This is a genomic window from Paraburkholderia lebeckiae, from assembly GCF_050436225.1.
GTDB classification, from domain to species: domain Bacteria; phylum Pseudomonadota; class Gammaproteobacteria; order Burkholderiales; family Burkholderiaceae; genus Paraburkholderia; species Paraburkholderia tuberum.
On sequence record NZ_JBNDLU010000002.1, the window covers coordinates 998,931 to 1,012,540 of the forward strand.

10 protein-coding genes and 1 pseudogene are annotated in these 13,610 nt (G+C 63.3%); 4 read left to right on the forward strand and 7 right to left on the reverse strand.

All coding sequences use genetic code 11. The features are described from left to right. The first annotated feature begins 190 nt into the window (after positions 1-190). The 4 genes from glnA to OKW45_RS19360 all read left to right on the forward strand — a co-directional run bounded on the left by glnA (position 191) and on the right by OKW45_RS19360 (position 6,781). Positions 191-1,606, forward strand: coding sequence for a type I glutamate--ammonia ligase (glnA, locus tag OKW45_RS19345; protein ID WP_018417485.1), 1,416 nt, complete (start codon positions 191-193; stop codon positions 1,604-1,606). Positions 1,607-1,805: 199 nt separating this feature from the next. After that, positions 1,806-2,948 (forward strand): nitrogen regulation protein NR(II), encoded by a 1,143-nt coding sequence (gene glnL / locus OKW45_RS19350; protein ID WP_018417486.1) that lies wholly within the window; start codon positions 1,806-1,808, stop codon positions 2,946-2,948. Between the two features lie 36 nt (positions 2,949-2,984). Beyond that, entirely contained in the window at positions 2,985-4,523 is a 1,539-nt protein-coding gene (gene ntrC, locus OKW45_RS19355; protein WP_018417487.1) for a nitrogen regulation protein NR(I), read from the forward strand. A gap of 140 nt (positions 4,524-4,663) precedes the next feature. Further along, on the forward strand, positions 4,664-6,781 hold the full coding sequence (locus tag OKW45_RS19360) for a prolyl oligopeptidase family serine peptidase (protein WP_429470530.1): 2,118 nt from the start codon (positions 4,664-4,666) through the stop codon (positions 6,779-6,781). Positions 6,782-6,832: 51 nt separating this feature from the next. Here OKW45_RS19360 and xth read toward each other — a convergent pair whose 3' ends face one another. From xth to OKW45_RS19395, 7 genes and pseudogenes are all read right to left on the reverse strand, one after another. Next, complete coding sequence (xth, locus tag OKW45_RS19365; protein ID WP_026225289.1) at positions 6,833-7,609, reverse strand: exodeoxyribonuclease III; 777 nt, start codon at positions 7,607-7,609, stop codon at positions 6,833-6,835. A gap of 211 nt (positions 7,610-7,820) precedes the next feature. Beyond that, positions 7,821-7,946: pseudogene (locus OKW45_RS19370) on the reverse strand (integrase); the annotation flags it as partial. A gap of 50 nt (positions 7,947-7,996) precedes the next feature. Then, positions 7,997-9,016: an ABC transporter ATP-binding protein gene (locus OKW45_RS19375; protein WP_429470531.1), complete on the reverse strand. Its 1,020-nt coding sequence runs from the start codon at positions 9,014-9,016 to the stop codon at positions 7,997-7,999. Next, positions 9,013-10,014 carry an ABC transporter ATP-binding protein gene (locus OKW45_RS19380; RefSeq protein WP_184063910.1) on the reverse strand — a complete coding sequence of 334 codons (1,002 nt, stop codon included), beginning with the start codon at positions 10,012-10,014 and terminating at the stop codon, positions 9,013-9,015. The genes OKW45_RS19375 and OKW45_RS19380 overlap by 4 nt, the downstream gene beginning before the upstream one ends. Position 10,015: 1 nt before the next feature. Further along, positions 10,016-10,966 carry an ABC transporter permease gene (locus OKW45_RS19385; RefSeq protein ID WP_429470532.1) on the reverse strand — a complete coding sequence of 317 codons (951 nt, stop codon included), beginning with the start codon at positions 10,964-10,966 and terminating at the stop codon, positions 10,016-10,018. A 1-nt stretch (position 10,967) separates the two neighbouring features. Beyond that, on the reverse strand, positions 10,968-11,903 hold the full coding sequence (locus OKW45_RS19390; RefSeq protein WP_018417493.1) for an ABC transporter permease subunit: 936 nt from the start codon (positions 11,901-11,903) through the stop codon (positions 10,968-10,970). A gap of 17 nt (positions 11,904-11,920) precedes the next feature. Then, positions 11,921-13,537 carry a peptide ABC transporter substrate-binding protein gene (locus tag OKW45_RS19395; protein ID WP_429470533.1) on the reverse strand — a complete coding sequence of 539 codons (1,617 nt, stop codon included), beginning with the start codon at positions 13,535-13,537 and terminating at the stop codon, positions 11,921-11,923. Positions 13,538-13,610: the final 73 nt, after the last annotated feature.

A 13,610-nucleotide genomic window follows, 5' to 3' on the forward strand; every position in this document is an offset into this window, starting at 1 on the left:
CGCAGTGGTGTGCGCCGGATTGGCCCGCCCGGGCCCAGACGTGGCACACTATCTGCTTTATTGGTGCCGATCGATTTTGCCCCGGCAGAATTTTCCGCCCTGCGACGCCATATGGGTGGAGGTTCCGGGACGGGTCAGCTAGATTGGGCGGCGGCTGAATCCGCCGAAATTGTTAATCAGGAGATAGGTTATGAGTAAATCCGTGGCCGACGTCATTCAACTCGTCAAAGACGAAGACGTCAAGTTTGTCGACTTCCGTTTCACCGACACGCGCGGCAAGGAGCAACACGTTTCGGTGCCGGTGTCGGCGTTCGATGAAGACAAGTTCGAAAGCGGCCATGCGTTTGACGGTTCGTCGATTGCCGGCTGGAAGGGCATCGAAGCATCGGACATGTTGCTGGTCCCGGACGCGAACACCGCCTTCATCGACCCGTTCTACGAAGAATCGACCCTCGTGCTGACCTGTGACGTCGTCGAACCGGCTGACGGCAAGGGCTACGAGCGCGACCCGCGCTCGCTCGCGAAGCGCGCCGAAGCGTACCTGAAGAACTCGGGCCTCGGCGACACCGCGTACTTCGGTCCGGAACCCGAATTCTTCATTTTCGACTCGGTCCAGTGGAATACGGATCAGTCGGGCTGCTTCATCAAGATCGGTTCGGAAGAAGCACCGTGGTCGTCGGCGAAGGAATTCGAAGGCGGCAACACCGGTCATCGTCCGGGCACCAAGGGCGGCTACTTCCCGGTCGCGCCGGTCGACTCGTTCCAGGACATCCGCTCGGAAATGTGTCTGCTGCTCGAACAGATCGGCATTCCGGTCGAAGTGCATCACCACGAAGTGGCGGGCCAGGGCCAGAACGAAATCGGCACCAAGTTCTCGACGCTCGTGCAGCGCGCCGACTGGCTGCAGCAGATGAAGTACGTCATCCACAACGTCGCGCACACGTACGGCAAGACGGCGACATTCATGCCGAAGCCGGTCGTCGGCGATAACGGTTCGGGCATGCACGTCCACCAGTCGATCTGGAAGGACGGCCAGAACCTGTTCGCGGGCAATGGCTACGCGGGTCTGTCGGAATTCGCGCTGTTCTACATCGGCGGCATCATCAAGCACGCTCGCGCGCTGAACGCGATCACGAACCCGGGTACGAACTCGTACAAGCGTCTCGTGCCGCACTTCGAAGCTCCGGTCAAGCTCGCTTACTCGGCTCGCAACCGTTCGGCATCGATCCGTATTCCGCACGTCTCGAACCCGAAGGGCCGCCGTATCGAAACGCGCTTCCCGGATCCGCTGGCGAATCCGTACCTGTGCTTCTCCGCGCTGATGATGGCGGGTCTGGACGGCGTGCAGAACAAGATTCACCCGGGCGAAGCCGCCGACAAGAACCTGTACGACCTGCCGCCGGAAGAGGATGCAAAGATCCCGACCGTGTGCGCGGGCCTCGACCAGGCGCTCGACTCGCTCGACGCGGACCGCGAGTTCCTGACGCGCGGTGGCGTGTTCACGGATGCGATGCTCGACGCGTACATCGAACTGAAGACGACAGAACTGCAGCGTTATCGTCAGTCGGTGCACCCGATCGAATTCGAAATGTACTACTCGCTGTAAGCGGCCATGGCGCTTCGCCCATCACCCGGCGAAGCGCTTTGCCCGACGCTCGCGATCGGTCACAAAGGGACGGCGGCGCCGTCCCTTTTTTGTTAGGCCGTACGCACGGCCGGCCGCGCGCAGGCAACCCGGCATTCGGTGAAGCACAATAAAGCAGCACTCCTGATTTATCACCATCTCCTACCGGCCAGACTGCAAGATGGTTCTGAAGAATCTGATCAAGGCAAGGAAAGGACACGAACAGACGCTGTCGGACGACGTGCAGCTCGTGAGCTCCGGTTTGTTGCCCGGTTTCGAGGCGCTGCCGACCGTCGTGCTGGTGCTCGAAAAGCGCACGCTGCGCGTCGCGTTCGCGAATCCGTCGGCGGAATCGATGCTCGAGATGTCTCGCAAGCAACTCACGCAGATGGCGTGGCCAGACATCTTCTCGAACGCGGACGAGCTGGTCGCGACGATCACCGCGATCGCCGCGCACCGTTTTCACGCGACGCATCTGGACGCCGTGCTCGAGCGTCCCGGCCACGAGCCGCTGCACGTGCATGCGATCGTCGGTTTTCTGGAAAGCGCGCAGGACTACGTGTTGCTCGAACTGTTCGAGAACGAGCGGCATCTGCGCACCGACCGCGAAGAGCGCATCAACGACCTGACGGCCGTCAACAAGCATCTGATCCGCAATCTCGCGCACGAAATCAAGAATCCGCTGGGCGGGATTCGCGGCGCCGCGCAACTGCTCGAGTTCGAACTCGGCGAACGTCAGCGCGACGAGTTGCGCGAGTACACCCAGGTCATCATCAAGGAGTCGGACCGTCTGCAGACGCTGGTCGACCGCTTGCTCGAACCGCACCGGCATCCGCACATCGTCGGCGACGTGAATATTCACGAGGTGTGCGAGCGCGTGCGTCAGGTGATTCTCGCGGAGTTTCCGCGCGGCCTGACGATCGAGCGCGACTACGACGTCAGCGTGCCGGATCTGCGCGGCGACAAGGAGCAGCTGATCCAGGCGCTGCTGAACATCGTGCGCAATGCGGCCGAGGCGTTGCGCGAGCGGATCTCGCAGGGCGATGCGCGCATCGAATTGCGTACGCGCGTGGCGCGCAAGGTCACGATTTCAAAACGCCTGTGCAAGCTGGCATTGGACTTGCATATCATCGACAACGGCCCAGGCATTCCCGAAGAGATTCGCGACCGCATTTTCTACCCGCTCGTGTCGGGGCGCGACGACGGCAGCGGTCTCGGTCTCACACTAGCGCAGACCTTCGTGCAGCAGCACGAAGGTCTGATCGAAGTGGACAGCCGGCCGGGCCATACCGAGTTTCAGATTCTGCTGCCGCTCGACCTCTAGATAACACAAGCACCTCAAGACTTCTGACCGACCTATATGAAGCCGATCTGGATAGTAGACGACGATCAATCAATTCGCTGGGTGCTCGAGAAAGCGCTGGCTCGCGAGAACTTCGCGACGCGCAGCTTCGCGAACGTGCGCGAAGCGTCGGCCGCGCTCGATCACGACAGCCCGCAGGTGCTGGTCTCCGATATCCGCATGCCTGGCGGCTCCGGGCTGGAACTGCTGCAAACCGTACGCGACAAGGTGCCGGGCTTGCCGGTCATCATCATGACCGCGTTCTCGGATCTCGATAGCGCGGTCGCCGCATTCCAGGGCGGCGCGTTCGAGTATCTGGCGAAGCCGTTCGACGTCGACAAGGCCGTCGAGCTGATTCGCCGCGCGGTCGACGAAAGCATGCGCGGCGAGCAGACGTGGGACGAGCGCGTCGCCGAAGCGCCCGAGATGCTCGGCCAGGCGCCCGCGATGCAGGACATGTTTCGCGCGATCGGCCGCCTGTCGCATTCGGCGGCCACCGTGCTCATTACGGGCGAATCAGGCACCGGGAAGGAACTGGTCGCGCGTGCGTTGCACCGACATAGCCCACGCGCGAATGGCCCCTTCATCGCGTTGAACACGGCCGCGATTCCGAAGGATTTGCTGGAGTCCGAACTGTTCGGTCATGAGCGCGGGGCGTTCACCGGCGCGCAGGCGATGCGCCAGGGACGCTTCGAGCAGGCCGAGAACGGCACGCTGTTTCTCGACGAAATCGGCGACATGCCGTTCGATCTGCAGACGCGTCTGTTGCGCGTACTGTCGGACGGGCAGTTCTATCGCGTGGGCGGCCACAATCCGTTGCGCGCGAATGTGCGGGTGATCGCGGCGACGCACCAGAATCTCGAATCGCGCGTGCGGCAGGGACTGTTTCGCGAGGACCTGTATCACCGTCTGAACGTGATCCGTCTGCGCTTGCCCGCGTTGCGCGAGCGCAACGAGGATATCCCGCTGCTGACGCGGCATTTCCTGCAAAAGAGTGCGCGCGATCTCGGCGTCGAACCGAAGCGCGTGTCCGAGGAGGCGCTCGCGTATCTCGCGTCGCTGCCGTTTCCGGGCAACGTGCGACAACTCGAGAACCTCGCGAACTGGCTCACGGTGATGGCGCCCGCGCAGACGATCGAAATCAAGGATCTGCCGCCCGATCTCGGTCCCGCGCACGGCGGCGGGAGCGAGCTTGGTGCGGGCGCCGCTGTTGGCGCGACGACGGATGGCACCGTGGCGACCAATGCGGGAATCGCGGGCGGCGTGCCGCTCGCTGGCACGAGCGGCGGCGCGCTTGTGCATCCGGGTGGGGCGGCCGGTGCGTCGGTCGCCACCGCGCTGAGCGCATGGGAAGGCGGCTTGCGCACCGAAGTGGCGCGCATGCTGCGCGAGAACGCGGCCGACGTGATGGACGAACTCGCGCGCCGCTTCGAAGCGGCCGTGATCCGCGAGGCGCTCGACTTCACGCGCGGCCGCAAGGTCGAGGCGGCCGAGCGGCTCGGCATCGGGCGCAATACGATTACGCGCAAGATTCAGGAACTCAATCTGGAGCCATGACGCGCTCGGTCTGAGCGATGCTGCATGGCAGGCGGGGGCGGCTCAGGCCGCCTTCGTCGTTTTTGCATCGCGCCCCGCGGCAAACCGTCAACCACCGCGCACGAGGCATAATCAACGCTGTTCCGATCCAACAGCCGACGATGCCAGCTTCTTCAGCTTCTCCCGCCCCGTTCGAGTGGCCGCTTTCCCCCGATCCTTTCCTGTCGCTCGAAGAGCTGTACGACGCTGACGCACTCGCATGGGTCGACGCGCAGAATGCGCGCACCCGCGTGGCGTGGTGCAGCGGCGAGTCGTTCGACACGCTCAGACGGCGGCTTGCCGATGCCTATCTGCCGCGCGAGCGTCCGGTGATTCCGGATCGCTGGAAGGACTGGGCCTACGATTTGTGGCAGGACGAGCGCAATCCGCGCGGTATCTGGCGACGCACCGCGTGGGCCGCATGGCGCAACGGCGCGCCGGTGTGGCAGAACCTGCTCGACTTCGACGCGCTCGGCGCGGCCGAAGGCACGCCGTGGGTGTGCGTCGATCTCGATATCCTTTATCCGGACGGCGACCGCGCGCTGATCACGATGTCGCCGGGCGGTTCGGATGCGCTCGTCGTGCGCGAGTTCGATCTCGACGCGCGGCGTTTCGTCGACGATGGCTTCGCGATTGCGAAGGCGGGCAAGCACACGGCGTCGTGGATCGATCGCGATACGCTGTACGTCGGCTGGGACAATGGGCGCAAGACGCTGACGCGCTCCGGTTATCCGCGCGACGTGCGGCGCTGGACCCGCGGTACCGCGCTCGCCGATGCGCCCGTCGTGTTTCGCGGCGAGTTTGGCGACATCGGCGTGGAGGCGCATTACGATCCGGTCGATCGCCGGCATACGGTAACGAGCAGCGTCGACTTTTTCGATTCGCACGCGTATTACCTCGACGACGCTAGCGACGCCTGGCATCGTTACGAAGTGCCGTCGCACGTCGCGGTGGGGGCGTGGCAGGGCTGGCTGTTGCTTGAGCCGCGGCTCGATTGGGAATGCGAGTGGGACGGCAATCTCGCGCGCTATCCGGGCGGCGCGCTGCTCGCGATTCGCGAGGACGCGTTTCTGCGCGGCGAGCGTGACGTGACGCCGCTCTTCACGCCGACGCCGCTGACCTCGGCCTGCGAGTGGTCGCATACGCGCCATCATCTGATCGTGTCGTATCTCGACGACGTGCGCGGCAAGACGCTGATCTGGACGCCGTCGCAGCGCGAGGACGGCACGTGGCAGTGGCGTGAGCGCGTGTTCGCGTCGCGCGGCGATGCGCAGGTCGACGTGTCTCCGGTCGAGTCGATACTGAACGACGAAGTGTTCGTCGACACCGACGATTATCTGCAACCGCCCGCCTACTGGCTCTCCGATCTCGCGCTCGAGGAGCCCGACGAATGGGAGTTGCTCGACCGTTGGCCGACGCAGTTCGACGCGACGCGCGTTGTGGTGACGCGCGGACATGCGGTATCGGCCGATGGCACGCGCGTACCGTACACGGTGATTGGGCCGAAGGAAGCGCTGTCATCGCCGGGCGATGACAGCCCGACGCGCCCATGTCTGCTGAGCGGCTACGGCGGCTTCGCGATTCCGCTGCTGCCGAGCTATCTGACGGGGCAGGGCATCGGCTGGCTCGAACGCGGCGGCGTGTACGTGGTCGCGCATATTCGCGGCGGCGGCGAGTTCGGCACGCGCTGGCACACGGCGGCGCAAGGCGAGCATCGCCAGCGCGCGTTCGATGATTTCATCGCGGTCGCCGAGGCGCTGATCGCGACCGGCGTGACGAGCGCCGCACAGCTTGGGATTCAGGGCGGCAGCAACGGCGGTCTGCTGGTGGCCGCCTGCATGGTGCAGCGGCCGCAGCTATTCGGCGCGGTCGTCTGCGAGGTGCCGTTGCTCGATATGAGCCGCTATCACCTGCTGCATGCGGGCGCCTCGTGGATCGACGAGTACGGCGACCCCGATGAACCCGATGAAGCGCGCTCGCTCGCCGCGTATTCGCCGTATCACAACCTCGCGGCGGGTGTCGCGTATCCGCCGGTGCTATTCACGACGTCGACCGCCGACGATCGCGTGCATCCCGGCCATGCGCGCAAAATGGCCGCGCGCATGCAGGCGCTGGGCGCGCAGCACGTGTGGTATCGGGAGAATACGGAAGGCGGCCACGGCGGCTCCGATGAGTTGGAGCAGGCAGAGCATGATGCGATGGTGTTCGGGTTCTTGTGGGGTGTGCTGGGCGGCGCTTGAAGCAATAGGGAAGCGAGGCAGCGCTGCCTCGTTTCATCGCTGTATGCCGGATCAACCCAGCTGCGCGAACACTGGCGCGTGATCCGACGGCTGCTCCCACTTGCGCGGCACCTTGTCGATGTCGCACGCCGAGCAGATGTCGGCCAATGCCTTCGACAGCAGGATGTGATCGATGCGCAGTCCCGCGTTGCGACGGAACGCCATCATCCGGTAGTCCCACCACGAATAGATTTTTTCCTGCTGCTCGAACTGGCGGAACGCGTCGAGCAGGCCGAGGCCGATCAGCCGCACGAACGCCGCGCGTTCCTCGGGCGACACCAGATTCTGACCTTCCCATGCCTTCGGATCGTGCACGTCGCGATCGTCGGGCGCGATGTTGTAGTCGCCGAGCAAGGCGAGCTTCGGATGCAGCGTCATCTCGGTTGCGAGCCAGTCGTGCAGCGCGTCGAGCCAGCGCAGCTTGTACGCGAACTTGTCGGTGCCGGGCGCCTGGCCGTTGGGGAAATACGCGGAGATGATGCGCACGCCGTCGATGGTTGCCGCGATCACGCGCTGCTGCGGGTCCTCGAAACCGGGGATGTTGCGCACGATGCTGCTTTCGTCGACGTTCAAACCTTCGCGCACCAGAATGCCGACACCGTTATAAGTTTTCTGACCCGCGTACCAGCATCGATAGCCGACCGCCTCGAGTTCGGCGCGCGGAAATTTTTCGTCGGGAAGCTTCAGCTCCTGCAGGCACAGCACGTCGGTGCCGCTGCTCGCGAGCCAGTCGATGACGTGCTGCTGGCGGACTTTGAGGGAGTTGACGTTCCAGGTGGCGATTTTCATCAGTTGCACAAATTGTTGATTTTCAATAAATATTTGACCACGAGTGGTGTTCCGTTACTCAGGAGTCAAACGCCATGCCAGTCCGGCGTCGCAGCCTATATGATACGGCCTGTCACGCCGGGGGGCGCGGGTTCGAGTCCCGTCCACTCCGCCGGACAAAGCCCGTTCATGGGAACTTGAACGGGCTTTTTGCTTTTGGCCCATCAACAGGCTGGTGCTTGAGGTTGCCGGCCGCCTCGATGAGACGACGCACTTCATCGGACTGAGCAACGACGGGCAATATGCGGGGCACGCGCACCGGGTGCATTCTGACCATCAGCTCGGGCCGGTCGAGCGTGGGCTTTCACCACTGGCCCGGTTGTTGAACTCCCGCCCATGAGAGAGGCGCTATTCGGTAGGAACGGGAACCCGGATGCACGCAACCCGCCGTGCATCACCTTGCTGGGAAACCGCTTGCGGTTGCGCCTCGCCGCATTCGTCGATCGCGGCGGGGCAGCGCGTGCGGAACGCGCATCCCGACGGCGGTTGCAAGGGCGACGGAATCTCGCCTTGAAGCAGCAGATGCCGTCGCGCGCGCTCGACGGTCGGGTCGGGAACCGGTACGGCCGACAGCAATGCACGGGTATAGGGATGCGCAGGTGCCGCGTACAGCGCGCGTTTTTCGCCGAACTCTATCACGCGCCCCATATACATCACCATCACGCGATGGCTGATTGCTTTCACCACGGCCAGATCGTGTGCGACGAACAGCAGCGACAACGACAGTTCGCGTTGCAAGTCGCGCAATAGATTAACGATTTGCGCTTGAATCGACACGTCGAGCGCGGACACCGGTTCATCGCAGATCACGAGTTGCGGCTCGCTGATCAATGCCCGTGCAATTCCGACGCGCTGACATTGCCCGCCCGAAAACTCATGCGGATAGCGCCGCAAATGCTGCGCATTCAGGCCGACGCGTTCGAGGATGGTCAGCACGCGAGCGCGCACATCGGCGCGCGCGACATCGGGTCGATGCGTGATCAACGGCTCCGCGACGATCTGCTCGATCGTCATGCGCGGATCGAGCGACGCCAGCGGGTCCTGAAAGATCATCTGCACGTCGCGCCGCAAGATGCCGAGATCGCGCTTCGCGCCTTGCACGGTTTCGACGCCATGAAGCTTGACGCTGCCGCCCGACGCAGGCGCAAGACCGACGATCGCGCGCGCGAGCGTGGACTTGCCGCAGCCGGATTCACCCACCAGCCCGACAGTTTCGCCGCGCCGTACATCGAACGACACGCCGTCGACAGCGCGCAGCGTGGCCTTGCCAGACCACGGTAATTTGCCGCGTGGCACGCTGAAATGCACCTTCAGTTCGTTCACCGACAGCAGCGGTTCGGTAGTGTTGCAAGCGGAATGCTGGTTCATCGAACGGCCTCCAGAATGGCTGAAACCGGACGGTGGCACGCGCGCAATGCACCCGCCAGATCGCTACGCGCATCGAGCGACGGCACTGTGGTGCGGCAAGTATCGTCTGCAAACGAACAACGCGGTGCGAACGCGCAACCCGCGCCGATTTGCCCCGGCAAAGGCGGATTGCCCGGAATGGTTTGCAACGGGCGGTCGTCGTCGTCGGTGATGCGCGGCAGCGCGTTCAGCAGGCCGATCGTGTACGGATGGGTTGGCGCGGCGAACAGCGCACGCGCGTCTGCCTGCTCGACCGTGCGCCCTGCGTACATCACCATCACGGTATCGCACAATCCGGCAACCACGCCCATGTCGTGCGTGATGAGGACGATTGCCGTGCCGCGCTCGCGATTCAGTTCGCGCAGCAATTCGATGATTTGCGCCTGAACGGTGACGTCGAGCGCGGTAGTCGGTTCGTCGGCAATCAAAATTTCCGGTTCGGACAGCAACGCCATCGCAATCATCACGCGCTGCCGCATACCACCGGAAAACTCATGCGGATACATGCCGATGCGGCGTGCGGCATCGGGAATCCGCACCGTGTCGAGCACCTCGATGGCACGCCGACGCGCTTCGCGACGCGACAGCTTCTTGTGCAATTGCAGCGATTCCGTCATCTGCCGTTCAATGGTCAAAAACGGATTGAGCGCCGTCATCGGGTCCTGAAACACCATGCCGATCCGGTTGCCGCGAATCCTGTTCAGCGCTGCGTTGTTCATCGTCAGCAGATCGCCGCCGTCTTCGCCACGATACAGTGCGGTGCCCGACACGCTGCCGTTCGACGACAGCAAACCGAGCAACGCCATCACGGTCTGACTCTTGCCCGACCCCGATTCGCCGACGATGCCGAGCGTGCTGCCCGCGTCGAGCGAAAACGACACGCGTTGGACCGCATCGACCGGCGGTCCTTCGCGGCGCGTGAAGCGCACACTCAGGTCCTTCACTTCGAGCAGCGCCATGTCAATGATCCTTGGGGTCGAGAGCGTCGCGCAAACCGTCGCCGACGAAGTTCACGCAATAAAGCGTCACGCACAGCATGACGGCAGGGCAGAGCAGAAGCCACGGCATCGATTCGAGTTTTTGGGCACCGTCTTCGATCAGCACGCCCCAACTCGTCATCGGCTCCTGGACGCCGAGTCCGAGAAACGACAGCACTGATTCCGTCAGCACGATCGACGGAACTGTGACCGTGGCATACACGACCACCACGCCGATCAGGTTCGGCACGATATGCCGCGCGATGATGGCGCGGGTGCTGACGCCAGTCGCACGCGCCGCGTCGACGAATTCGCGCGAACGCAGCGACAGCGTCTGACCGCGCACCACGCGCGCCATATCGAGCCACGAAAACGCGCTGATGGTCAGCACGACCAGATAGAATGCGCGGCCGAACAGCGTCATCATCATGATCGCGATCAGCATGTACGGAATCGCGTACATCACGTCGACGACGCGCATCATAACGGCATCGACGCGTCCGCCCATGAAGCCGGCTGTCGCGCCCCACGCGACGCCGATCAGTCCGGACACCAGCGCGCCGAGCAACCCGACTTCGAGCGATACGCGCCCGCCCACCAGCGTGCGCGCGAGCAGGTCGCGACCGAGTTCGTCGGTACCGAACAGATGCATGCCGAGCCACGACGGCGGCAGACTGATCGATCCCCAGTCGCTGTCGACCGGATTGTTGGGCAGAAACAGCGGCCCCGCAAAGCATGCGACGACGATCAGCAGCAGGATCACGAGACTTGCAAATGCCGCGCGATTACGCAAAAAGCGCATGCCGGCAATCGCGAACGGTCCGCGCGCAGCCTTCGTGACGATGTCGCCGGACAGACAGCCGCCTGCGGACGCCGCATCGGCCGGCGGCGCGACGAACGCACGCGCGGCCAGGTTGAATAGACGAATCTTCATGTCAGTACCGGATGCGCGGATCGAGCCATGCGTAAGCAAGATCGACCAGCAGATTGAACAGGACCGCGAATGCCGTGATCAATGCGACCAGACCGAGCACCAGCGTGTAGTCGCGATTGATCGCGCCGTTCACGACCAGTTGCCCGAGACCGGGCAGTGCGAATACGGATTCGGTGACGACCGCAGCGGTGATCGACGAAATGCACAGCGAGCCGAGCAGCGATACGACCGGCATCAGCGCCGGTTTCAGCGCATGACGCAAGACGATGGTGCGCCCGGCCAGACCTTTCGCGCGCGCGGTCCGGATGAAGTTGCCGGACAGCACTTCGATCATGCTGCCGCGCATCACGCGCGCAATCGTCGATACGTTGATAATCACGAGCAGTACGATCGGCAATACGCGGTAGTGCCAGTCGCCATCGCCCCAACCGCCAGCGGGCAGCAGACCATGCTCGCCGCGCTTGATCAGGATCGCGAAGACCCACACCAGCACGGGGCCGAGGATGAATGGCGGCACCACACTGCCGAGATTGCCGAGCAACATCACGCCGTAGTCGATCACGCCATTGCGGCGCACTGCCGCAACCGTGCCGAGCGCCACACCGATCACCAGCGCGATCGGTACCGAAATGCCGCCGACGCCGAGGCTGACCGGTAGGGCTTTCCACACCAGTTCGCTGACCGACCAATCCGTGTAACGGAACGACGCGCCGAGATCGCCGTGCAGCAGCGAGTCGATGTACAGCAAATACTGCTTCCACAGCGGCTGATCGATGTGATATTTCGCGTCGAGATTCGCAAGCACGGCCGCCGACAGATGCTTCTCCGAATCGAACGGGCCGCCGGGCGTCAGGTGCAGCAGCAGGTAGCACGCGGTGATCACGGCGAGAATCGTCGGGATCGCCCATAACGCGCGGCGCAATGTATAAGCCAGCATGGCAAGGCTCCTTGCGCTCAGTGCTTGATGATGTACATGTCCTGCGACTGCCGCTGATCGACGTAGTTGGTCGGCGAATAGCCGCCCACGTACGATTTCACGAGCCGCACCGCCGAGTACTGGAACATCGGAATCAGCGGATAGTCGTTCATCGCGATGTCGTGCGCCTGCGTTAGCATCGCGGTGCGCTTCGCTTCGTCCATCTGCTGGTTCGCCTGATCGATCAACGCATCGACCTTCGGATTGCAGTAGTGCTGGTCGTTTTGCACGCTATTGCAGCGGATCAGGTCGAAGAACGACATCGCGTCGTTGTAGTCGACGAACCAGCCGTCGCGCGACGCCTGCACCTTGCCGTCGTGGCGCATTTTGAGCAGCACGCGGTTCTCGACGTTTTCGAGCTTCACGTTGACGCCGAGCTTGGTGCGCCATTCCGACGTCGTGAATAGCGCGACCTTCTTGTGCAGGTCGTTGGTGTTGTATGTCAGCGTGAACGTCAACGGCTTTGCAGCGGAATAGCCCGCCTGTTTCAGCAGGTCTCGCGCGGTTTCGATGCGTTTCGCCATCGGCCACGCGGCCCAGTCGGGCTGGAATTGCGCCGCGCCTTGCGTGCCTTTTGCAATCAGGCCGTACAGCGGCAACTCGCCGCTTGCGGTCAGTTTAGACGTCAGCAGGTTGCGGTCGATCACCATCGATAGCGCCTCGCGCACGCGCTTGTCCCTGAAGGCCGGGTCGGCGTTGTTCAGCGAGTAGTAGTACGTGGCGATAAACATTCCGGTCTTCAGTTCGGAGCCGAACTGCTTGCTGACCTGGTTATAGATGCCGGACGGAATCGAATACGTGTAATCGAACTGGCCGGCCTGATACATCCGCATTGCCGTTTCGTCGCTTTCGATCGGCAGATAGGTGACTTTCGTGATCGCGACCTTGCTCGCATCCCAGTACTTGTCGTTCTTCACCATCACTAGACGGTTGCCCGGTTGCCAGTCGCTCAACGCATATGCACCGTCGCTGACCATGTGGCCGGGACGGGTCCATTCGTCGCCGTACTTCGCGACCGTCGCGCGGTTCACCGGCGCCATCGTCGACATTGCGGTCAGTTGCGGAAAGAACGCGGTCGGGTCTTCGGTCTTGACCTCTAGCGTGTACGGATCGACCGCGCGCACGCCGAGACTGGAGAGCGGCGCCTTGCCCGCCAGAATCGCCTTCGCGTTCTTCACGAACTCGACCAGGATCGTGTATTTCGAGCCGGTCTTCGGATCGACCACGCGTTGCCATGAATAGACGAAATCGGCGGCCGTGACCGGCTCGCCGTTACTCCAGCGCGCGTTGTGGCGCAGCTTGAAGATCCATGTATCGGGCGCGCTGCGGCTCCACGATTGCGCGACGCCCGCCACGACCGCACCGTCGGCGGCGATTCGCGTCAAGCCTTCGAACAGGTCGAGGCCGATGGTATTAGCGGCCCAGGATTCGATATGCGCGGGGTCGATCGATTCTGCCTCGACCGGGGTTTGTCGCGTGAGTTCCTGGGTGGCTGCGAGCGTGACGCCGGGCGGGATCGTCACGGAGTGGGCGGGAGAGAGAAAGGCGAGCGCCAACGCGGCCAACGCCGCCCGAGTGGCGTGAATCGGTTTCATTGCGTATTCCAAGTGGCATCCGAAAAGCAAAAAAGCTGGCGGTGCGCGAGGCACCGCCGCCAATCCTCTTCAA